19 protein-coding genes and 1 pseudogene are annotated in these 22,686 nt (G+C 62.3%); 7 read left to right on the forward strand and 13 right to left on the reverse strand.

Translation table 11 applies throughout. The annotated features are described in order from the left end of the window. Nucleotide 1 precedes the first annotated feature (1 nt). From HF257_RS13445 to HF257_RS13455, 3 genes are all read left to right on the forward strand, one after another. The gene (locus tag HF257_RS13445; RefSeq protein ID WP_185710455.1) at nt 2–2,464 is read left to right on the forward strand and encodes an ABC transporter permease; all 2,463 of its coding nucleotides are present in this window, start codon (nt 2–4) and stop codon (nt 2,462–2,464) included. After that, on the forward strand, nt 2,454–3,518 hold the full coding sequence (locus tag HF257_RS13450) for a lipocalin-like domain-containing protein (RefSeq protein ID WP_185710456.1): 1,065 nt from the start codon (nt 2,454–2,456) through the stop codon (nt 3,516–3,518). The genes HF257_RS13445 and HF257_RS13450 overlap by 11 nt, the downstream gene beginning before the upstream one ends. Nucleotides 3,519–3,632: 114 nt before the next feature. Then, on the forward strand, nt 3,633–5,144 hold the full coding sequence (locus HF257_RS13455) for a hypothetical protein (RefSeq protein ID WP_185710457.1): 1,512 nt from the start codon (nt 3,633–3,635) through the stop codon (nt 5,142–5,144). 60 nt (nt 5,145–5,204) lie between these two features. Here HF257_RS13455 and HF257_RS13460 read toward each other — a convergent pair whose 3' ends face one another. The 8 genes and pseudogenes from HF257_RS13460 to HF257_RS13490 form a co-directional block, all read right to left on the reverse strand. Beyond that, the gene (locus HF257_RS13460) at nt 5,205–6,302 is read right to left on the reverse strand and encodes an SMP-30/gluconolactonase/LRE family protein (protein ID WP_185710458.1); all 1,098 of its coding nucleotides are present in this window, start codon (nt 6,300–6,302) and stop codon (nt 5,205–5,207) included. Beyond that, nucleotides 6,299–6,391, reverse strand: a pseudogene (locus HF257_RS33475) (sterol desaturase family protein); the annotation flags it as partial. The gene HF257_RS13460 and the pseudogene HF257_RS33475, both read right to left, overlap by 4 nt. 191 nt (nt 6,392–6,582) lie before the next feature. Continuing rightward, complete coding sequence (locus HF257_RS13465; RefSeq protein ID WP_185710459.1) at nt 6,583–7,446, reverse strand: LysR family transcriptional regulator; 864 nt, start codon at nt 7,444–7,446, stop codon at nt 6,583–6,585. A gap of 5 nt (nt 7,447–7,451) precedes the next feature. Next, nucleotides 7,452–7,940 carry a DUF2846 domain-containing protein gene (locus tag HF257_RS13470; RefSeq protein ID WP_185710460.1) on the reverse strand — a complete coding sequence of 163 codons (489 nt, stop codon included), beginning with the start codon at nt 7,938–7,940 and terminating at the stop codon, nt 7,452–7,454. Between the two features lie 102 nt (nt 7,941–8,042). Continuing rightward, complete coding sequence (locus HF257_RS13475; protein WP_185710461.1) at nt 8,043–9,665, reverse strand: alpha/beta fold hydrolase; 1,623 nt, start codon at nt 9,663–9,665, stop codon at nt 8,043–8,045. 139 nt (nt 9,666–9,804) lie between these two features. Continuing rightward, the gene (locus tag HF257_RS13480) at nt 9,805–11,202 is read right to left on the reverse strand and encodes an efflux transporter outer membrane subunit (protein ID WP_185710491.1); all 1,398 of its coding nucleotides are present in this window, start codon (nt 11,200–11,202) and stop codon (nt 9,805–9,807) included. Nucleotides 11,203–11,209: 7 nt separating this feature from the next. Continuing rightward, nucleotides 11,210–13,180, reverse strand: a complete 1,971-nt coding sequence (locus tag HF257_RS13485; RefSeq protein ID WP_185710462.1) for a MacB family efflux pump subunit — start codon at nt 13,178–13,180, stop codon at nt 11,210–11,212. A gap of 1 nt (nt 13,181) precedes the next feature. Continuing rightward, nucleotides 13,182–14,354 carry an efflux RND transporter periplasmic adaptor subunit gene (locus HF257_RS13490; RefSeq protein ID WP_185710463.1) on the reverse strand — a complete coding sequence of 391 codons (1,173 nt, stop codon included), beginning with the start codon at nt 14,352–14,354 and terminating at the stop codon, nt 13,182–13,184. Nucleotides 14,355–14,613: 259 nt separating this feature from the next. Between HF257_RS13490 and HF257_RS13495 the strand changes: the two genes are divergently transcribed. From HF257_RS13495 to HF257_RS13510, 4 genes are all read left to right on the forward strand, one after another. Beyond that, the gene (locus HF257_RS13495; RefSeq protein ID WP_185710464.1) at nt 14,614–15,096 is read left to right on the forward strand and encodes a sigma-70 family RNA polymerase sigma factor; all 483 of its coding nucleotides are present in this window, start codon (nt 14,614–14,616) and stop codon (nt 15,094–15,096) included. A 126-nt stretch (nt 15,097–15,222) separates the two neighbouring features. Next, nucleotides 15,223–16,560, forward strand: coding sequence for a lysine N(6)-hydroxylase/L-ornithine N(5)-oxygenase family protein (locus HF257_RS13500; protein WP_185710465.1), 1,338 nt, complete (start codon nt 15,223–15,225; stop codon nt 16,558–16,560). Nucleotides 16,561–16,626: 66 nt separating this feature from the next. Continuing rightward, nucleotides 16,627–17,847: a putative DNA modification/repair radical SAM protein gene (locus HF257_RS13505; RefSeq protein WP_185710466.1), complete on the forward strand. Its 1,221-nt coding sequence runs from the start codon at nt 16,627–16,629 to the stop codon at nt 17,845–17,847. Then, the gene (locus tag HF257_RS13510; RefSeq protein ID WP_185710467.1) at nt 17,844–18,677 is read left to right on the forward strand and encodes a TIGR03915 family putative DNA repair protein; all 834 of its coding nucleotides are present in this window, start codon (nt 17,844–17,846) and stop codon (nt 18,675–18,677) included. The genes HF257_RS13505 and HF257_RS13510 overlap by 4 nt, the downstream gene beginning before the upstream one ends. A gap of 124 nt (nt 18,678–18,801) precedes the next feature. Here HF257_RS13510 and HF257_RS13515 read toward each other — a convergent pair whose 3' ends face one another. The 5 genes from HF257_RS13515 to HF257_RS13535 form a co-directional block, all read right to left on the reverse strand. After that, the gene (locus tag HF257_RS13515) at nt 18,802–19,299 is read right to left on the reverse strand and encodes an Lrp/AsnC family transcriptional regulator (protein WP_185710468.1); all 498 of its coding nucleotides are present in this window, start codon (nt 19,297–19,299) and stop codon (nt 18,802–18,804) included. 5 nt (nt 19,300–19,304) lie between these two features. Continuing rightward, a complete protein-coding gene (locus HF257_RS13520; protein WP_198913759.1) occupies nt 19,305–20,135 on the reverse strand; it encodes an ABC transporter ATP-binding protein in 831 nt (276 codons plus the stop codon). 3 nt (nt 20,136–20,138) lie between these two features. Then, on the reverse strand, nt 20,139–20,852 hold the full coding sequence (locus tag HF257_RS13525) for an ABC transporter permease (protein ID WP_185710469.1): 714 nt from the start codon (nt 20,850–20,852) through the stop codon (nt 20,139–20,141). Beyond that, a complete protein-coding gene (locus HF257_RS13530; RefSeq protein WP_185710470.1) occupies nt 20,849–21,550 on the reverse strand; it encodes an ABC transporter permease in 702 nt (233 codons plus the stop codon). Before HF257_RS13530 ends, HF257_RS13525 begins: the two co-directional genes overlap by 4 nt. Before the next feature lie 137 nt (nt 21,551–21,687). Beyond that, nucleotides 21,688–22,467: an ABC transporter substrate-binding protein gene (locus HF257_RS13535; protein WP_185710471.1), complete on the reverse strand. Its 780-nt coding sequence runs from the start codon at nt 22,465–22,467 to the stop codon at nt 21,688–21,690. Between the last annotated feature and the right edge of the window lie 219 nt (nt 22,468–22,686).

Genomic DNA, 22,686 nt, shown 5'->3' on the forward strand with positions numbered 1-22,686 from the left:
AATGGCCGTTTTTTATTGGACCTTGCGCGTGCTGCTGAGCCATTGGCGGCGCCATCCCGTGCAGTTTTTCAGTGTGCTGACCGGGCTGTGGCTGGCCACTGCGCTGTTGACCGGCGTGCAAGCGCTTAACAGCCAGGCGCGCGACAGCTATGCCCGTGCCAGCCAACTGATCGGCGGTGAACCCCAGGCCAGCCTCAGCGCGCCGGACGGCGCCAGTTTCCCTCAAGCGCTGTTCGCCCAATTGCGTCGCGACGGCTGGCCGGTGTCTCCCGTGGTGCAGGGGCGCGTGCAACTCAAGGGGCATGAAGAAGCGCGCCTGCAATTGATGGGTATCGACCCGGTGTCGTTACCCGGCAGTGGCGCGGTGGCCGGGCAACGCTTGAGCCAGGCGCAGATGCTGGCGTTTTTTGACCCGCCTGGGCGCACCTGGATCGCCGCGCAAACCTTGCAGGCCTTGGGGCTTCAAGAAGGGCAGCAGCCGACCACCGTGGACGGGCACACGCTGCCACCGCTGCAAGCCCAGCCGGGCATGGCGCCGGGGCTGTTGCTGACGGATATCGGTTTTGCCCAACCGCTGCTGGATATGCCCGAGCGCCTGTCACGCCTGCTATTGGACAAGGCGTTCGCCGCTGGCCATCCCACTCCACCGGCGGGCCTGCAACTCAAGCAAGGCGAAGACAACAACCTCTCGCGTCTCACCGAGAGCTTTCACCTGAACCTCGATGCGTTGGGCTTTCTGTCTTTTGTGGTGGGGCTGTTTATCGTGCACGCCGCCATCGGCCTGGCCCTGGAGCAACGACGCGGGCTGCTGCGCACCTTGCGCGCCTGCGGTGTCAGTGTGCGGCTATTGATCGTTAGCCTGGGTGTAGAGCTTGGTGTGATGTCATTGCTCGGGGGCGTGCTCGGCGTGGCCAGCGGATACCTGCTGGCCAGCCTGTTGCTGCCGGACGTGGCCGCCAGCCTGCGCGGCCTGTATGGCGCCGAGGTGCCGGGGCAGTTGAGCCTGAGCCCCTGGTGGTGGGGCGCAGGGTTGGGCTTGAGTTTGCTCGGCGCTTTGCTCGCCGGTGCCAGCAGCCTGTGGCGTGCAGCCCGCTTGCCATTGCTGGCATTGGCCAATGCCCAGGCCTGGCACGAAGCCCACGGGCGCTGGTTGCGACGCCAGGGTTGGGTGGCGGCCACTGCGCTGTTGATTGCGTTGTTGGCGCTGTGGTTGGGCGACAGCCTGGCTGCCGGGTTTGTGTTGATGGCGACCTTGCTGCTGGGCGCCGCCCTCGGTTTGCCGGTGCTGCTCAATGGCCTGCTCAAAGCGGTACTGGGGCGCAGCCGTTCGGTGCTGGGCCAATGGTTTCTCGCCGACTGCCGCCAGCAACTGCCGGCCCTGAGCCTGGCGCTGATGGCGCTGTTGTTGGCGCTGGCCGCGAATATCGGTGCGGGCTCGATGACCTCGGGCTTTCGTCACACCTTCAATAATTGGCTGGAGCAACGCCTCACGGCCGAGCTGTACCTCAACCCGCAAACCCCAGCCCAGGCCGAGCAACTTGGCGCGTGGCTGGCACAGCAACCATTGGTGCAAACCGTGCTGCCCACCTGGCAGGTCGCGGTGCAACTGCAAGGCTGGCCGGCGGATGTGTTTGGCGTGGTTGATGACCCGACTTATCGCCAGCACTGGCCGTTGCTGGACGCGGCGAGCCATCCCTGGGACCAACTGCAGCAAGGCGACACGCTGATGCTCAGCGAACAACTGGCGCGTCGGCTGGCCGTCAGCCTGGGCGACACGGTAAGTATTCCCACGCCGCTGGGTGTATGGGCACCCAAAGTGGTGGGCATCTATGCCGATTACGGCAACCCTAAAGGGCATGTGCTGGTCAATTCGCAGCACCTGTTAGCTCACTGGCCAACGCTGTCACCGGCGCGCTTCAACCTGCGGGTCGCACCGCAAGACGTGGCCCCGCTAGTGGGGGAGGTGCAGCGCGTATTTGCCCTGGACGACAGCCGCATCGTCGATCAACAGCAACTCAAAGGGTGGTCAAGCCAGGTCTTCGAGCGCACCTTTGCCGCCACCGCTGCCTTGAACAGCCTGACCCTGGGCGTGGCCGGCGTGGCGTTGTTTATCAGCTTGCTGACCCAGAGCCAGAGCCGTCTCGGCCAACTTGCACCGCTGTGGGCGCTGGGCGTCACGCGTCGGCAATTGATGCTGCTCAATCTGGGGCAGACCTGGTTGCTAGCGGTGCTTACGCTGATCCTGGCCTTGCCGCTGGGCCTGCTGTTGGCGTGGTGCCTGGACGCGGTGATCAACGTACAGGCGTTTGGCTGGCGCCTGCCGCTACAAGTGTTCCCGTGGCAGCTCGCACAGTTGTTGGGGCTGGCGATGCTGGCCACACTGTTGGCCTCGGCCTGGCCGTTATGGCAGTTGTACCGCAGTCGTCCTGCGGATTTGCTCCGGACATTTGCCCATGAAGATTAAGTCGCTGGGCTGGGTGGTTTTGCTATTGCTGAGCGCCTGTGACAAGGCCCCCGCACCGCAGGAAAGTTTTGCTGGCCTGGGCAGTGACGCGGCGGACTTTGCCCAAGTGGTGCCCGGCAAGGTCTTCAGCTTTCCCGAGGACCATGGCCCTCATCCTGGCTTTCGCATCGAGTGGTGGTACGTCACCGCCAACCTCAAGGACGCCCAAGGCAACGTGTTCGGCGTGCAATGGACGCTGTTTCGCAATGCCCTCAAGGCGGGGCCGGCTCAAGCCGGCTGGCACGATTCCACGGTGTGGCTCGGGCACGTGGCCGTCACCTCCGCTACCCAGCACTACGCGGCTGAGCGTTTCGCCCGTGGCGGGGTCGGCCAGGCCGACGCCCAGGCGGTGCCGTTCAATGCCTGGATCGACGATTGGAATTTTGCCACTCAACCCGGCGCAGCAAGCCCGCTGGCTGATATGCAACTCAAGGCCAGTGGTGCGCAATTCGCCTACGACTTGCACCTGACCTCCAGCCGTCCCCTGGTGTTGCAAGGCGAGCAGGGCTACAGCCGCAAATCCGACCAGGGCCAGGCGTCCTACTACTACAGCCAGCCGTTTTTCAGCGCCAGTGGCAGTGTCAGCATCGACGGCAAGGCCTACCAGGTCAGCGGCCCCGCCTGGCTCGACCGCGAGTGGAGCAGTCAACCGCTCGGCGCCAGCCAGACAGGCTGGGACTGGTTCTCCCTGCACCTGGATCGTGGCGAACAGTTGATGGTGTTTCGTGTACGGCAAACCGATGGCCCTGGCTATCTCACTGGCACGTGGATCGATTCGCAAGGCCAGACACAAACCTTGCACAACGCCGATATTCAACTCAAACCGCTGGACACCACGAGCCTCGGCGGCCGCAGGATTCCCACCCGCTGGTCACTGAAAATTCCCGGCAAGCAGCTGGAGATCATTCCCCAAGCGGTCAACCCAAAGGCTTGGATGAACCTGAGCATTCCGTACTGGGAAGGGCCGGTGGAGTTTGACGGTGGAGTGGGTTACCTGGAGATGACCGGCTACTAGGGTGGGAAAATATCCTACAAAAATACTGGACATGCATACAGTTGTTGGCTAGATTCCATCCCAGGTGACCGGATGTCACCTGAGCTTCACTTTTTAACTATGGATGGATAAAAAATGAAATCGAATAAAGCCTTTATGCTGGGCGCGGCCATGGCGGCCACCTGCTTCGTTTCGGCCTTTGCCCTGGCCGAGCAATACCCTCACCTGGCGGCGCAAGCGCCTCAAGCCAATATCAAGCACGCCTTGAAAAGCGCCGGTAACGTCCCGGCCACCCAGGCGCCTGCTGCCTTGAAACAACAGCTGCAAACCGCCGCTCAATTGAACAAACCGGTGTTCGCCGCCAAGGCGAAGGCAGATTCGGTGGTGGAAGACAGCCGCGTACCCGCCCCGGCGACCCACGTGCGCAAAGCCGATGCCAAGCAAGCCAGCGCGGTGCAGGCGGCGCTGGTCCAGGGCTGCGAGACCACCCTGGATGTGAACCTGCTGTACACCCTCAACGGTGTGCAGACCGGCAACCTGCTGTGCTACCACTTCAACCTGCCGCAAAAGGCACGCATCAACGTGCTGCTCGTGGGCCAGACCGCAGGCACCGATATGTCGTTGAGCCTGTTCCAGGACAATGGCCAGGGCGGCGCGATCCCGCTGGGCACCTCCAACAACCCGGGCACGGCGGATGAAAGCCTCAGTGGCGTGGTGCCAGCGGGTGACTATTACTGGTTCATGGAGGCCAATGCGGCGGTGCCAGGATCGAGCTTCCAGTTCGGTGTGGCGGTAGATACAAATATCGACGCCTATGAGCCCAACGACACGCCCGACACCGCATTCCAGCTGCCGGACACCCTGAACTACATCAAGGGCAATGCCGACAGCCTCAACGATGTCGATTACTTCGACTTCACCGCCGTACGCGGCCAGAGCGTGGGCATCGCATTGACCGCCGACGCGGCCAGCGGCAGTACCCGGAACAAGTGGATCCTTGAGCGTTTCGATGGCAACCAGTGGGTCACCATTGGCGCCAATGTCACCTCGACCTCCATCCCCAGCCCAGGTGTCGGCGGTGTGGTGAAGGTGCGTGTACGCCCCAACCAGCATCCGAACGAGCCGTGGAGCGCGACCGGCAAATACAACCTTTCCCTGGGTTCCAACCCACGGGTCAACAGCCCGGATGTGAAGGGCGAAGGCAACGTGTTGCGCATCCCGTATTCCGCGTCCAACGTGGGCTATGGCTACATGACCACCCAGGCCTATCGCGACCTGACCTGGACCATGGGCCTGTCGGACAGCACCGGTGCACCGCTGGTAGGCCTGCATCCGATCGTCTACCTCGACCAGCACATCAACCCGGACACCGGCGCGATCGTCTACAAGGCGTATTCGGGGACGACCGACAGCTCCGGCCAGGCCGGTGGCACGATCAACGTGGGCACCTGCTCCGGTGACTTCCAAACCACCTTTGTCGATTACGCCCAAGGCTACAAAAACACTTGGCGCACCGACTTCAACTACGGCGTGTGGCGCATGGCGGTGCTGGAATACCCAGGCATTGGTGTCGGCGGCGATAACACCGAGTTCGTCAGCTTCGGCCACCTGTGCAAGCAGACCTTGCTGAGCAGCACCAAGAACTAAGGCGCTAGGCGCTGAGTAACGAGGGCATACAGGCCGCGCGCCTGTGTGCCCTTTTTTGCATCAGCGCGCCAATGCCAGCGACAACGGCAAGCGCGCCATGCTCGTGTTCTTCAACGAGCCCAGGTACAGCCAGTCGCCATATTCCCGGGCGGTGGTGATGGGCGAGTAATTGCCCGCGCTGCCGTCCTGCAAATTGGCGATGACGTTGCCATCGGTATCCAGCCCCAGCACAAAGGCTTTGCGCTCGATGGGCTTGGGCACCACCATCAGTGCCCGCACCATGACCTTGCGCAGCAACGGGTAACCGGCAAAACCATCCAGCAGCGGATTGCGCGGTGAATACAGCGCCACCCAGAAGCGGTCCTCGCCATTGAAACTGAGGTTGTCCGGCAGGCCGGGCAGGTTGTCGATAAACAGGTCGTGGCTGCCGGCACGTTCGCCCTTGAGCCAGTAACGGCTGATGCGATAGGCGCCAGTTTCATTTACCAGCACATAGCTTTCATCCGGGCCCAGGGCCACGCCGTTGGCGAACTGCAACTGATCCAGCAGCACCTCGGTGGTACCGGTGCTGAAGTCATAGCGCAACAGCCGACCATCACCGCCATGTTCGATCACCGCTTCCCCGTCCTGCCCGTAGCCCCAGCGGCTCGATGCATCACTGAAGTACGCATAACGCCCGTTGGCGTCCACGGTCACATCATCGGTAAAGCCGAACGGGACGTTGTTGGCACTGGTGCTCAAGACGGTGAGCTGGCGATTGCCATCCAGTGCCAGCAGGCCCTTGATGCCGTCGGCAATGATCAGGCGCCCATCCGGGTGCAGCGCCAGGCCCAACGGGCGCCCTCCGGTATTGGCCAATACCTCGAGGGCGTGGCTGTCGGGGGCGGTACGGATGATGCGCCCGTCATGCAGGCCGCTGACCAGATAGCCCTGGGCGTCCAACACCAAGGCTTCGGGCCCGTCGATGCCCTGGGCGCCGATTTTCTGCACGGCGTTGAGCCGCTGGTTTTCAGCAAAGAGCCCGTCCTTCATCGACGGCGCCTTAGGCGGTGCCCAGTTCACCGGTTGCACCTTGGTGGGCATCAACAGCAAAAAGGCGATCAGCGCAAGAAACAGCACGAACAGCAGATGACGCAGTTTTTTGGGACGGGTACTCATGACGATTCCTGGTTGTCGTGGGTGCCCGGCTCCCAGTGCAGGGTGCCGAACAGGTAATCCATCAAGGGAAGGACGATGTTGCCTGAGCGCTCGGCAATTTTTTATTGGAGGCAGAGCTTAGTTGGTGGCGGGAAAAGTGCGAGTTTTTGTCCTGATGCCCATCGCGGCCACCTTTTGTAGTGAGCGGGCTTGTCCCGCGCTGGGCCGCTTCGCAGCCCAGCGCGGGACAAGCCCGCTCACTACAATAAGCCACGTCCCGTCTTTCTGAGCGAGGTGGGGCTTAAATCAGCGGGTCCCAGCGCTGCGACCAATCGCTTTCGGCCTTGACCACCCCGCGCAGCAACTCCAGCGCGTGCTGCAACACCGCCGAATCCCGTGCCCGCGAATACACCAGGTAAGTGGGGAAGTTGAACTCTGGCGCCTTGGGCACGCGCTGCATCACGCCGCTGTCCAGGTAGCTTTGCACCACACGGGTACGGAAATACCCCGCGCCGCCGTTCTCCAGGATGTACTGCAAGGCCAACGGCCCAAGGTTGAAACTCAACGCGGCGCGCGCCTTGTCGGGCAGGGCGGTGTCGTGTTGCTGGCGAAAGCCTTGGCCCCAGTCGATGTACACGTACGGCTCAGGCTTGCTCACCAGTTGCACCAGGATCAGCTTTTCTTCCAGCACCTGTTCCACCTGCAGCCCGGGCCAGTATTGCGGCTGGAACACCAGTGCGGCGTCGAGCACGCCCAACTCCAGTTGGCGCAATAAGTAGTCGCCTTCGCGTACTTCGGTACGCAACGCATGGCCGGGGATATGTTCGCGCAGGGCCTGGGCCCAGCCGAGCATCAGCGGGTTGCACAGGCTGACCTCGCCACCGATGTGCAACACATTGCGATAGCCATCGGGCAATGGCAGGTCGCGTTTCGCCGCTTCCCAGGTTTGCAGCAATTGGTTGGCGTACACCACGAACGCCTCGCCATCGGCAGTGAGTCGGGCGCCGGCGCGGTTGCGCACAAACAGGGTGCTGCCCAACTGACTTTCCAGGCTTTTGACGCGGGCGGTGATGGCGGTCTGGGTAACGTGCAGTTTCTCGGCCGCCGCAGCCAGGCTGCCGCAACGGGTGATCTCCAGGAAGGTGCGTGCCAGTTCGATGTCCATGGTTGCTACTTCGCGTCAGCAGGTTTGGCCAGGCGGTATTTGGGCATGAATGGCACCACGGCGTCTTCAGGCAAGAGGGCCCAGCGGAAATAGTGCCTGGAACCGCGGTAGATATCGTTGCTCATTTCGCCCAGGGTCAAGCCGTCTTTCGGCTCGCTCCACAGGTCTTGGTCCACCACAAAGTAGTTTTTGCCAGCGGCCACGGTGAGATCAAACTCCCGAGTGGCTTCGTCGGTGAGGATCGATGTCTTGTTGGAGCGCACGCGGTGCACGCCTGCCGGCAAGTCGACCTTGAAGTAACCGCCGGTGGGCAGGCCGCCCAGGCTTTTGCCATCGACATGCACTTCGGTGATGAACTGCGGGCTCAATTGGCGATACTGGCGCACGAAGTAGACCGTGGCAGTATCAGGGGCGGCGTGGACGGGCTCGGCAAAAAACGGCTGGCCGGCGAGTGGGTCGGTGTGAGCGCAACCTTGCAAACAGGCCAGCGCCAAGAAAAGACCTATCCATGTGTGGGTTCTCGGCATTGCGAAACATCTCTGGAAACAATGAGGCCGCGAGGATAGCACCGAGTCGGCGCAAGGCGCAGCGCTGCGTCATTGCATGGCCTGGGCATCACTGCACACGGTAGAACGCGGCGGTCGGGTGCCATGCGCGAGGTAGTCCCCCACCCATTGGTTGACGCAGGCACTCACCCCGCTGAACGAAACACCATGGGCATAGGCGTCCTTGAGTTGGACGCGACTGGCCGGGAAGGTGCGTTCGAAGGCCCACGCTGCGCCGGTCGAGGGGGCCTGGTCGTCGAACTCGGCCTGGATCATCAGCAAACTGTCGAGCCTGGCCAGTTCCTTGTGCGGCAGCGGTCTGGCGTTTTTTCGCGGCCAAGTAGTGCACTGGCGGGCCTCCAGGGCGCTGCCTGCGACGGGATGGCTGGCGAGGGACTCGGCCTCCTTGCGTTGCCATGTCGCTTCGCTGGAGTAGACCGAGTCGTTGCACAGGATGGCGGTCCTGACCGAGTCGGCAGCCGACATCTGTAAGGGGCCGGGCTTCGGCATGCTGGTCTGCAAGGGTTCGCGAACACGTTGCAACAGCAAGCTGAACATCAGCTTGGCGCGTTCTTCAATCGCCGGGTTCGGGCTGAATTGATGGGCGCGGGCTCGCGCCTCCAGTGCCAGGTCATCGCTGTGGGGCGTTTCGCTGAGCCAGCGACTGAGTACCTGTGCACCCATCAAGCCGGCAGGGTCGCTGTAGTAGCGATTGTTCGAACGCAGCGCCGTGCGCACGCTGGGCAGCAGCGTCATGAATACCCGGCGCACGGCGACCGGGCTGTCACCCAGGTGATACACGCCTGGGTCCAGGGCGGCAGGGTGAGCGACGAAACGGTCAAAGATTTTCTCTTTTTCGCCCGCCACGATGAAGCTGGCGTGTTCGAAGGTCGACGTCCAATTGATATTCGAGTCCAGCACCATGCGCCCCACATGGGCGGGGAATAGGCCGCCGTACCAGGCGCCGAGCCAGGTGCCGTAGGCATTGCCAAGGTAATTGAACTGCAACTCGCCCAGTTGCCTGCGCACAAACTCCAGGTCACGTGCGGTTTGTTCAGTGGTGATGTAGGGCGTCAGCGGATGGCTGGCGCAGGCTTGGGCGATCAGGCGGGCGTTGTCACGAATGGCGAGCAGGTTGGCTTCGCTGCGATCTTCGCTGGCGTCCTCTTGCGGCACGATCACTTCGTCGGAGCGACATTCGAGGCGCGACCCCGGCACGCTGCCGAGTCCGCGTGGGGTCACTTCAACCACGTCAAAGGTGTCCGCCAGCGTGCGGTACGTTCCTCCCCATTCGGGTTGCCGGGCGTAATGTTTCCATACGGTGGCCAAATGCACGGCGAACGCGCCGCCGGCGTCGAGGCCGGGGCCGCCAGGGTTGGTGAACAGTGCACCTTGGCGTGATAGGGGCTGCCGGGCACCCACGCGGGTGATGTCGAAGCTGATGCTGCCGCGCTCCGGCGCGGCGTGGTCGAGGGGCGCGGTGACGATGCCGCATTGGGTGCGTTCGATAACCTCGGGGTCGAGCCGTTCCAGTTCGGGTTGCGGGCAATCGAGGAACCACTCGATGCCGAAAGGCGGCGGTGGTGTTTCGGCGTGGCCGATGACGGGGACCAGGGCGGCCAACATCAGCAGGTATCGCAAGGGCACGGCGCTTGCCGTTGGACGGGATTTCATCTGCAATCCTGGTCAGTCGCGTGGGAAAAAGAAGCCAGTGTTGTGGCTTCTTGTTCGAGGCGACTTTTTTACCAAGGACCGCTGGGGGAAGAATGTAGGAGGACCAGACGGGGCGTGTACGAAATACGACTTTTGTTTATCAGATCTCGGTTTTCCAGCCGCCTCCCAACGCCTTGTAGAGCGCGATACTGGCCTGCAGGCGTGACAGCCGCAGCTGCACGTTCAAGTCTTGGGCCGTGTACAGGGTGCGTTGGGTTTCCAGTACCGTGAGCAAGTCTTCGGCACCCGCCTGGTAACGGCTTTCGGCGATCTGGAACGCGGTCTGCGCCTGCTGCAGCTCTTCACTTTGCCACTGGCGTTGCTGGTCGAGACGCGTGATTTGGCTGAGGGATTTTTCCACATCGGCAAAGCCGTTGATGATCGCGCCGCGATAGGTGTGTAGCAGCTCATCTTGGCGTGCACGGGCCTTGTCACGTTCGGCGCTTAAACGCCCGTTGTTGAAAATCGGTGCCACCAGGCCGGAGGTCAAGGTGTAGAACGGGCTGCGCAGGATCTCATTGGCCTTGTAGGCGCCAGAGCCGACGGTGGCGCCAAGGGTCAGGGTGGGCAGCATGGCGGCGCGCGCCACCGTGACATCGGCACTGGCCGCCGCCAGTTGCGCCTCGGCCTGGGCGATATCCGGGCGCTGGCTCAACAGCTGGCTGGGTACGCCTGCGCTAATGCTCGGCCAGGTCAGCGCCTGGAACGGCTCGACGCCCATGTCTACCGCTTGCACCGGCTGGCCGAGCAGGGCAGCGAGGGTGATCTGGGACTCTTCCGCCAGTTGCTGGATCAACGGCAGTTGCCGCTGCTGGCTGGCCACCAGGCTTTTCTGCTGGGCCAGTTCCAGGGCGGTGGCGGAACCTGCGTCGTAGCGGGTTTGCACCAGCCCCAGCACATTGCGTGCGTTGGCCAGGTTCAACTCGGCGATCTGCTGGCGCTGGCGTGCGGCGAGGGTTTGCGCGTAGCGGTCGGCGACGTTGCTGAGCAGCGTCAGTTCCACGGTGGCCTGGTCAAACTGGCTGGCGCGCAGGCTTTGTACCGCGCTGTCGCGGGCGGCGGCGCGGCCACCCCAGAAGTCCACTTCGTAGCTGGCGGTGAAATTGGCGTCATAGCTGTTGACGGTGTTGTTGCTCTCGGTGGCGTCCAGGTCCGAATTGCCACTGCCGCGTAGCAGTCGCTGACGGCTGGCGGCGAGGTTGAACTTCACCTCAGGCAACAACGGCGCGCCGGCAATCACCGCACTGGCCTGGGCCTGGCGTACACGGGCCGTGGCGGCGGCCACGTCGAAACTGTCGCGCCGCGCCTGTTCGACCAGGCGGTTGAGTTGCGGGCTGCCAAATTGCGTCCACCATTGCTGGTTGGTGACTTGGGCCGCGTCTCGTTCGGCAAATTGCCAGGCGGCCGGTGGGGCAATGCCACTGTCGATGGCGGGCGGATTGCCGGTGCAGGCGTTCAGCAACAGGCACAGGCTGAGGACGGACAGGTGCGAGGGCATGGATCGTTTATTCACTGGTCAACGCCTTAACCGGATCGAGCCGGGCAGCTTTACGGGCCGGCATGAAGCCGAATACGACGCCGGTGACCAGCGCGCAACCAAACGCGCCCAACACCGCCACCAGGGAAAATTGCACCGCTACCTTAGCCAGCACCAGCACGCCGCCGACCAGCAGGGCCAGGGCGATACCGCACAGGCCGCCGACCACCGAGAGCATCACCGCCTCGGTGAGGAACTGACGCAAAATGTCGCGCTGACGCGCACCGGTGGCCATGCGGATGCCGATTTCCCGGGTGCGCTCGCGCACGGTCATCAGCATGATGTTCATCACCCCGATACCGCCTACCAGCAGCGAGATTGCGGCAATCGCGCCGAGCATCAGCGACAGGGTGTTTTGCGTATGGGCTTCGGCCTGGATCATCGCCGCGTTGTTGGTCAACTCGTAGTCGCGCTTGCCGTTGTGCAGCTTCTGCATCAACTGGTCGATGGCCACTTCGGCCTCGTGCACCTTGCGTGCGTCGGCGGCGGCGATCACCACGTATTCGGGGTCGTAGCTGCCGAACAGGCGCACGCTGGCGGCGGTGTAGGGGATGGCGATACGGTCGTCGCTGTCCTTGTCACCGGAGGCAGCGCCTTTTTCCGCCAGCACGCCGATCACCTGGAACGGCACGTTCTCGATCAGTATGTATTGGCCGATCGGGTTGACCTGGCCCTTGAACAGCTTCTCGCGGATGCGATGCCCGATCACCGCAACGGTGGCGCCGGTACGTTCGTCAGCGGCGGTGAAATAGCTGCCCTCGACCACCGGCCAATTGAAGATATCCGGGAAATTGGTGTCGTTGCCGCCCACATAGGCCATGTAGTCGACGTTGCCGTAACGCACACCCGCCTTGCTGCCATTGACCGGCATGATGCGCTTGACCTGGGGCAACGCCGCCAGCGCCGCGACGTCATTGAGGGTGACCACCCCCAACGGCGTGCGCGGGTTGGGCGAGGAGCCGCTCAAATAGAGGATGTTCGAGCCGAATGCGCCCATCTGCGCCATCACCTGGCGCTTGCTGCCTTCGCCGACAGCCAGCATCACCACCACCGACGCCACGCCGATGATGATCCCCAGCAGCGTCAGCGCCGTGCGAAAACGGTTGATCCACATCACTCGCCAGGCGGCATGCACCGCGTCCACCAGTTCAGCTTTCCAGGCGCCGTTGTGCTCGGCGCCGTCGGCCAGGCGCTGGCGCAGGTCAACGGCTTGCAACGCACCGGCATTGGCGCTTGGCGCCGACTCGCGGGTATCGGCCGAGTCGCTGATGATCAGGCCATCGCGAATCTCGATGATGCGGTTGGCGCGTGCCGCCACTTCACGGTCGTGGGTGATCAGAATCACCACGTGGCCCTGGCTGGCCAATTCGTCCAGCAGGGCCATGACTTCTTTGCCGCTGTGGCTGTCGAGGGCGCCGGTGGGTTCGTCGGCGAGGATGATATGCCCGCCGTTCATCAAGGCCCGGGCAATCGAGACCCGCTGCTGCTGGCCACCGGACAACTGGTGCGGACGGTTGCCGGTGCGCTCGGCCAAACCCAGGCGGGTGAGCAGGGCTTTGGCGCGGGCATGGCGCTCGGCGGCGCTGATACCGGCATAGATCGCCGGCATCTCGACGTTTTCCTGGGCCGAGCCCGAAGGGATCAGGTGATAGCCCTGGAACACAAAGCCGAAGGCTTCGCGGCGCAACCAGGCGAGTGCGTCACTGTCGAGGTGGGCGACGTTTTCCCCGGCGAACAGGTAGTCGCCCTCGGAGGGGCGGTCGAGGCAGCCGAGGATATTCATCAAGGTCGATTTGCCGGAACCGGAGGCGCCCACGATGGCGACGAATTCCCCGGCATGGATCGACAGGTCGATGCCGCGCAACACGTCGACCTGAGGGCTGTCGCCGCCGCCGTAGGATTTGCGGATGTGCTTGAGTTCGATCAGGGGCGTGGTCAACTCAACCCCCGTTGCCGTCGGCCGGGCCGATCAACAGGTGATCGCCTTCGTTGAGACCGTCGAGTACCTGCACGCGCAGGCGGTCACTGATACCCAGGCGCACTTCGCGTTCTTCGATACGGCCGTTTTCTGCCACCACTCGGGCGATCTGCTTGTCGGCACTGCTGGTGCCGAGCAGGGCGGCCACCGGGGCGGTGAGGGCGTCCTTGACGGCGCCCGCGACGAAGAATACCTGGGTGGTCATCTCGGCCATCAAGGCGTTGTCGCTGTTATCCACGTCGAGCAACACGGTGTACAGCACCACGCGACCGGTGCCGCTCTTGCTCGAACTGCTGGGGCTGCCGCTGCCCTGGCTTGTTTCATTCAGGGGCTTGGGCGGGATCGGCAGGATCTGGCGCACGGTGCTGGTCCAGCGCCGGTTGCCACCGCTCAAGGTGGTGAAGTACGCGGTCATGCCGGGTTTGACGTGCCCGATGTCAGCTTCCGACACCTCTGCCCATACGGTCATTGGCGACAGCTTGGCGATACGCAAGATCAACGGCGTCTGCTGCTGGGCGTTGAGGGTCTGGCCGACTCGCGCGTCCACCGCCACCACCGTGCCGGTCATGGGCGCATAAATACGTGTGTAGCCCAGCTCCGCTTCATCGCTGCGCAGGCTGGCCTGGGCCTGGAGGATTTGCGCCTGGAACATCTCGACCCGCGCCTGGGTGGCGCTCAGTTCGGCCTTGGCGGTTTGCACGTCTTCCTCACGGGTGGCATTGCCTGCCACCAGACGCTGCTGGCGTTGGTACTTCTGGCGCGCCAGTTCGTGCTGGGCCCTTTGTTCCTGCAACTGGGCCTTGAGGTTTTCGATGGCGTAGCGGCTGGCGTCGAGTTTGGCTTTCTGCGTGGATGGGTCGATTTCCACCAGCAACTGGCCTTCCTTGACCTGGTCACCGGCCTCGACGTGGATCTTCTGGATCTGCCCGGACGCCTGGGCGCCCACATCCACATAACGACGGGGTTGCAGGGTACCCAGCGCGGTGACGCTGTTTTCGATATTGCCGCGGGTCACCGTGACTGTAGCCAGGGCGTCGCGGCCGGGTGGCAATACTTGCCAGGCGGCAACGGCGATGACGGGGATCAGGCATGCGACAACTAGCAGGGCACGTCGGGCAGGGCGAGGGCGTTTCATGCTTAGGTTCCAGCCAGGAAAGTTCGGAGCGCAGTTGCGCAGAGCTGACAGTTAAACGAGAGAATTGCTCGGGGATTTAGGCTGTTACACACCGTGTAACAGCTCGCTTACGTAAAAAAATCGACCGTTGGCGCAAGACTTCTTTAAAACTAGATGAGAATTACTATAAATTGCACGAGCTCAAACTGCCATTACGCAATGAGCTGTCATCTTTAGTACTCAAGGAATTGATGCCGCCCCTCACAGGCGGTCGGGAGTCATGTTGGAAAACTACTATCGCGAGCTGGTGTGTTTCCTTAACGCCAAGCTGGGCAACCGTCAGGTGGCCGAAGATGTGGTGCATGACGCTTACGTCCGGATACTGGAGCGCTCCAGCGACATTCCCATCGACCAGCCCCGCGCGTTTTTATACCGCACCGCACTGAACCTGGTGATCGACGGTCACCGGCGCAATGCCCTGCGCCAGTCCGAGCCGCTGGAAGTGCTCGACACCGAAGAACGCTTTTCGCCCAACTCGCCCCATGCCAGCCATTACGAGAACCAGCGCCTTGAAATGCTGGAGCGTGCCTTGGCCGAGTTGCCCGCGCATTGCCGTGACAGCTTCTTGCTGCGCAAGCTGGATGGCCTGACCCACGTGCAAATCGCCGAACGCCTGAATATTTCCCGCGCCCTCGTGGAAAAACACATCGTCAATGCGATGAAGCACTGCCGGGTGCGCATGCGCGAGTGGGAAGCGCACTGATCGCTGATCAGTTAAATTTTATTTCACTGTCCTCGTTTCCTATCAACACACGACCTGTTGTTCAGCCTTCAGGTCTCGAAGGTTTTCCCGCCCCAACGCCACGGGGCTTATCCAGAGGACACTGGAATGACACAGGCAATTGCTTCGCCCGCGGTTCACGACCTCATCGGTATCGGTTTCGGCCCATCGAACCTGGCGCTGGCCATCGCCCTGCAGGAACGAGAGAAAACCCAGGGCAAACTGGACGCGCTGTTTCTCGACAAGCAGGCCGACTACCGCTGGCACGGCAATACCCTGGTCACCCAGAGCGAATTGCAGATTTCGTTCCTCAAGGACCTGGTGACCCTGCGCAACCCCACCAGCCCGTACTCCTTCGTCAACTACCTCAAAGCCCACGACCGCCTGGTGGACTTCATCAACCTGGGCACCTTTTACCCCTGCCGCATGGAGTACAACGACTACCTGCGTTGGGTCGCGGCGCAGTTCCAGGGGCAGGGCCGCTATGGCGAGGAAGTGCTGGCCATCGAGCCGATCCTGCATCAGCAGCAGGTCGAGGCGTTGCGCGTGATCTCTCGTGATGCTCAGGGTGAACAGCACGTGCGCACCACCCGTTCGGTGGTGGTCAGCGCCGGCGGGACGCCACGCGTGCCGGCGGCCTTCAAGGCGCTCAAGGACGATAGCCGCGTATTCCACCATTCCCAATACCTGGCCCGTATGGCGCAGCAGCCATGTGTAGAAGGCAAGGCGATGCGTATCGCGATCATCGGCGGTGGCCAGAGCGCAGCCGAAGCCTTTATCGACCTGAACGACAGCTACCCGTCGGTGCAGGTCGACATGATCCTGCGCGGTTCGGCGCTCAAGCCTGCCGATGACAGCCCGTTCGTCAACGAAGTGTTCTCGCCGGCCTTTACCGACCTGGTGTTCCAGCAGGTCGGTGCCGAGCGCGAGCGCCTGGTGGCCGAGTACCAGAACACCAACTATTCGGTGGTGGACCTGGACCTGATTGAGCGTATCTACGGGATTTTCTACCGCCAGAAAGTTTCCGGCATCGCCCGCCACGCGTTCTGCACCATGACCGTGGTGGAAAAGGCGGTGGCTGGCCCGCTGGGTATCGAGCTGACCTTGCGCAACAACGCCAACGGTGAGATCACCGTCAACCATTACGATGCGGTCGTGCTGGCCACCGGTTACGAGCGCCAGATGCACCGCGAACTGCTGGCGCCGCTGGAAACCTACATGGGTGATTTCGAAGTGGCCCGCGACTACCGCATCGTTACCGACGAGCGCTGCAAGGCCGGCATCTACATCCAGGGTTTCAGCCAGGCCAGCCACGGTTTGAGCGACACCTTGCTGTCGATTCTGCCGATTCGCGCCGATGAAATTGCCGCGTCGCTGTATGAAAACGACCGTCACCGTGGCAAAGGTCGCTCGGTGCAAGACCTGCTGCTGGCCACCGCCAGCTGATCAGCTGTACTTGTGACAAGGGGTTTCGACTGATACTGTACAAAAAACCAGTATCGGTAGAACCCCATGCAGTTGATCGAAAAACTCAGCATCCTCGCCGACGCCGCCAAGTACGACGCCTCTTGCGCCAGCAGTGGCGCACCCAAGCGCAGTTCCGAGGGCAAGGCGGGGCTGGGTTCCACCGATGGCATGGGCATTTGCCATAGCTACACGCCGGATGGGCGCTGCGTTTCGCTGCTCAAGGTGCTGCTCACCAACTTCTGCCTCTACGACTGCCAATACTGCGTCAACCGCCGCTCCAGCGACGTGCCGCGCGCGCGTTTCAGCCCGGAGGAGGTGGTCACCCTGACCCTGGACTTCTACCGGCGCAACTGCGTCAGTGGGCTGTTTCTCAGTTCCGGCATCATTCGCTCGTCCGACTACACCATGGAACAGTTGGTGCGGGTCGCGAAACTGCTGCGCGAAGAGCATGACTTTCGCGGTTACATCCACCTCAAGACCATTCCCGATGCCGACCCGGCGCTGATCGCCGAGGCGGGGCGCTACGCCGACCGCTTGAGCGTGAATCTTGAACTGCCTACCGAGGCCAGCCTGCAAACCCTGGCGCCGGAAAAAACCAGCGTGTCGATCAAGCAGGCCATGCAGACCATCTACACCGGCGAGCAAACGGTACGCAACGAACCGCGCGCGCCGCGTTTCGCTCCGGCGGGGCAGAGCACGCAACTGATCGTCGGCGCCGACGACACCGACGACAGCACCATCCTCCACGGTGCCGAAGCGCTGTACGGCAACTTCAAATTGCGCCGCGTGTATTACTCGGCGTTCAGCCCCATTCCCAACAGCCCCAAAAGCGTCCCGCTGGCCGCGCCACCGTTGATGCGCGAGCACCGTTTGTATCAAGCGGATTTCCTGCTGCGCAGCTACGGGTACCGCGCCAATGAACTGTTCCAGGGGCCTGGCCACTTGGCTTTGGATATCGACCCCAAGCTGGCCTGGGCACTGGAGAACCGCGACGTCTTCCCGCTGGACCTGAACCGCGCTGAACCCACGCTGATCGCGCGCATTCCGGGAATTGGCCTGCGCACCACTCAACGTTTGGTGGACCTGCGCCGCGAGCGCAAGATCCGCTTCGAAGACCTGGCGCGCATGCGTTGCGTGCTGGCCAAGGCCAAGCCGTTCTTCATCACCAGCGACTACCACCCGCAGCAGGCAGACAGCACCAGCGTGCTGCTGCGCGTACAACTGCGCGACCGTCCGCAGCCGCAACAAATGGGGTTGTGGGGATGATCAGCCTGGAATGCGCCAACCTCTTCAGCACCTGGCGAGAGCAGGCGCGCTGGCTGCTCAGCCATCAAGTCGATCCCAGCCAAGTCAGTTGGGGCGAAGTGCAGGCCGCCGACCTGTTTGCCACGGATGAACCGATCCCCGAAGGGCTTGGGCCGTTTCAGACACGGGTGCCCAAGGCGCTGCTGGAATTGCTGGAGTCCGCCGCCTGTTACCACGGCGACCAGCGCTGGAGCCTGCTGTATGAAGTGTTATGGCGCGTCAGCCATGGCGACCGCACCGCGATGCTGGCGGGGGACAAGTTGGGCAGCGAGTTGCAGCGGCGCATCAAGCAAGTCAGCCGCGAAGCCCATCACCTGCACGCGTTTGTGCGCTTTATCGCGCTGCCGGCCGAGGCGGGCCCCGAGTTGCCCGAATACGTGGCGTGGCACGAGCCGGCGCATGACATCTTGAAATCCGCCAGCCAACATTTTGTCGGGCGCATGGGGCGCCACCGCTGGATGATCGCCACGCCCATGGACGGGGTGTATTACGACGGCGAACAGTTGATTCACCAGCGCGAGTGCCCCGAGGCGTGGCGCCAGTTGGCGCAGAACGTCGAGGATCCCCACAGCGAGATGTGGTTGACCTACTACAGCCATATCTTCAACCCGGCACGGTTGAACCCCAAGGTGATGGAAGGGCATTTGCCGAGCCGGTTCTGGAAGAACTTGCCGGAGGGCAAGTTGATCCCGGGGTTGATCAGCGAGGCGCGGATGGGCAAGCAGAGGGATGGGCAGGCCAAATTGATTGGCAGTAAACCCGGCAAGAAAATCGCAAGTGGGCACGGTTAAAAAATGTGGGAGCGGGCTTGCTCGCGAATGCGGTGTGTCAGTCACTTAATTGGTCACTGACACACCGCATTCGCGAGCAAGCCCGCTCCCACAGGGGGTTATGCAGTGTTTGGTGAATGGGGAGTCAGGTCAGCTCGGTGGCGGTGTTTTTCACCACCGCCAACTCTGGATGCGCCACCAACTTATCAATGTGCAGCTCATCATTGTTCAACCAGGTCTCCGTCAGCACCCGGTAATGCTCCATGTCCCGGCAGCGCATGCGCAGGCTGTAGTCGAACGGCCCGCTGATGAGCTGGCACTCGAACACCTGCGGGCAGTTTTTGACGCAAGCCTCGAAAGCCTTCTGCGCCGAGCGCCCGCTCTGGTTGGACAACGCCACCAAGACCAGCAACGACAACCCCGGCGAGACCATCTGCACATCGATGATCGCACCGTACCCACGGATCACCCCGCGTCGTTCCAGCTTGCGCACCCGCTCCAGGCAGGGCCTGGGCGTGAGGTGCACCAACGACGAAAGTTTCTCGTAGGTGATACGCCCCTGGTGCCGCAGCACGTCGATGATCGCTTCATCGATGCGGTCCAGCGCAGGGGAAGAATGGGGTCCGTTGGCCTTGGTATCCATGGGTTTCACTTCAAACGATTGGAAAGAAATTGCTGCAAGCGCTCGCTGTTGGGGTGGTCGAGGATCTTGGCGTCGCCTTGTTCCTCGACCCGGCCCTGGTGCAAGAACAGCACTTGGCTGGACACCTGGCGGGCAAAGCCCATCTCGTGGGTGACCATCAGCATGGTACGACCTTCCTCGGCCAGCGTCTGTATGACTTTGAGGACTTCTCCTACAAGTTCCGGGTCAAGCGCTGAGGTGGGTTCATCGAACAGGATGATCTCCGGTTCCATGGCCAACGCGCGGGCAATCGCCACGCGTTGCTGCTGGCCACCCGACAAGAAGGCCGGGTATTGATCGGCCACGCGGCCCGGCAGGCCGACCTTGTCCAGGTACATCCGCGCGCGTTTTTCCGCCTCGGCGGCGCTGACGCCCAGCACCCGGCGCGGGGCCATGGTGATGTTCTCCAGCACGGTCATGTGGCTCCACAGGTTGAAGTGCTGGAACACCATGGCCAGGCGCGTGCGCAGGTTCTGCAGTTGGTCCTGGTGCGGTGCGCGGGTGCCGGCGCGGCCCTGCTGCATTTCGATGCTGATACCGTCCAGGGTGATGACCCCTGCGTCGGGTTGTTCAAGGAAATTGATGCAGCGCAGCATCGTACTTTTGCCGGAGCCGCTGGCGCCGATCAGGCTGATCACATCGCCATTGCGTGCGTTGACGGACACACCCTTGAGCACTTCGTGTTCGCCGTAGCGTTTGTGGATGCCTTCGACTTGCAGCTTGATGGCCGCGGTCGCGGTGTTGGCAACGGGGACATCAACGGGATAAGCGGCCAGGGCCTGCGCGGACTGATTCATGGGTTAGCCTCGGGTAGGAACAAGAAAACGCATCCAGCGACGTTCGGCCAGTCGGAACAGGCCCACCAGTGCAAAGGACAGCAGCATGTAGAGCAACGCGGCGATACCGAAGGCCTGGAACGTCAGGAACGTCTCGGCGTTGGCATCGCGGGCCACCTTGAGGATGTCGGCGACGGTGGCAGTAAACGCCAGGGACGTGGCGTGCAGCATCAGGATCATTTCATTGCTGTAGGCCGGCAATGCGCGGCGCAAGGCCGCCGGTACTACTACAAACAGGTTCAGCCGCCAACCGTGCAGGCCGTAGGCGCGGGCCGCTTCGATCTCGCCATGGGGAATATTGCGGATCGCCCCGGCGAAGATTTCCACGGTGTACGCGCAGGTGTTCAGCACAAAGGCCAGCAGGGTGCAGTTCAGCGCATTGCGGAAAAACTGGTTGAGCAGCGCGTTGTCCTGCACCACTTCCAGGCTGTAAAGCCCGGTGTAGCAAATCAGCAATTGGATATACAGCGGCGTGCCGCGAAACAGATAGGTGTAGACCTCCACCGGCCAGCGCAACCAGACGTGCTCCGACACGCGGGCCAGTGCCAACGGGATCGACAGCACAAAGCCGAGCATCACCGAGATAATGAACAGCCACAACGTCATGGCCACGCCGGACAAGCCCGCGCCATCGCTGAACAGGTAGGCCAGGCCGTATTGCTGAAACAGTTCGATCATCGCGCCATCCCCTTGATGCCGAGGTTGTAGCGCCGTTCGAGGCGCTTGAAGATGCGGTTGGAGAGGGTGGTGATCACCAGATAGACCAAGCCCGCGATGATCAGGAAATACAGCGGCTCGTTGGTGGTCTTGCCGGCGTTTTGCGCGGCCTTGACCAGGTCCGACAAGCCGATGATCGACACCAGCGCGGTGGACTTGAGCAACACCAGCCAGTTATTCCCCAACCCCGGCAGGGCAAAGCGCATCAGTTGCGGGAACAGCACCAGGTGAAACCGCTGCCAGCGGCTCAGGCCGTAGGCGGTGGCGGCTTCCAGTTGGCCGACGGGCACGCTGAGGATCGCACCACGAAAGTTTTCGGTGAAATACGCGCCGTAGATAAAGCCCAGGGTGACCACACCGGCGGTGAAGGGATCGATTTCAAAATAGTCCCAGCCAAACACTTCGCTCAGGTCGTTGAGCCACAGTTGCAGGCTGTAGAAGATCAACAGGATCAGCACCAGGTCCGGCACGCTGCGGATCAGCGTGGTGTACAGCGTGGCCGGCACTCGCAGCCATTTGGCGCTGGAGAGCTTGGCACCGGCGGCGATCAGGCCCAGGGCGAGGCTCAGGGCCAGGGCGAGGAACGACAGTTTGAGTGTCATCCACGCGCCTTGGGCGAGCATCGGGCCGTAGCCTTGCAGGTTGAGGAGTTCGTTCATGGGGGATTTCTCTTAAGAGCGCAGACAACCCCCTGTGGGAGCGGGCTTGCTCGCGAATACGGAGTGTCAGTCGCTGGATGTGTGTCTGACACACCGCCTTCGCGAGCAAGCCCGCTCCCACAGGGTCGGCGTGGGCATCACTCGTTGTAGATGTCCTGATCGCCGAAGTACTTCTTCTGGATCTCGGCATAAGTCCCATCCGCCTGCACGGCAGCGATGCCCTTATTGATCAGCGCCCGCAGTTCCTGATCGTTCTTGCGCAAGCCCATGGCGATGTCCAACGGCAGGGTTGGGTCCTTGAAGGCCGGGCCGGTCTTGAAGTCGGCGCCTTCGGGCTTGGACAGGAAGTTGAGCTGGGCTTCGAGCTTGTCGGTCAGGGTGGCGTCGAGACGGCCGTTCTGCAGGTCGGCGTAGTTCTGGTCCTGGGACTGGTACGCCTTGATCTGCGCGCCGAGCTTGGCCAGGTGTGCACGGGCATAGGCCTCTTGCAACGAACCTTGCAGCACGCCGACTTGCTTGCCTTTGAGGGATTCGGGGGTGTCGCCGAAGTCGGCGCTCTTGCGGGTGATCACCGAGGTCGGGCTCAAGAACAGGCGGTCGGTGAAGTCGATGATTTTTTCACGGGCCGGGGTCACGGCCATGGACGACATGATGGCGTCGAACTTGCGCGCGCGCAGGGCCGGGATCATCCCGTCGAATTCGTTGTGCACCCAGGTGCATTTGACTTCGAGCTTGGCGCAGATGGCGTTGCCCAGTTCGATATCAAACCCTTGCAGGCTGCCATCGGCGGCGACGGACTCAAAGGGAGGGTATTCGGGGAATACGCCGAAGCGGATTTCTTTCCATTCCTGGGCGTGGACGGCGGTGGCGCACAGTGGCAACAGCAACGCAGCGAAGAGTGATCGCAATGGAGTCATGGTGTGGTCCCTATATTTTGTAATTGATGTCAGGGCAGTAAAAACGTTGAAACAATTCGTTCTTGTTGGGGGGAGAGAATGCTTCATGGTGGTGCGTTTTTTGTGTCGTTTACCCCTCGCCTAAAGCGCAAATTGCGCTGTTAAAACGGGCAATGCAGCGGAATCGGCTGCAGCACCCGCTGAATCGGCTTTTCATCCCAGGGAATCTGGCCTGCCCGT

The sequence above is a fragment of the Pseudomonas cremoris genome (assembly GCF_014230465.1).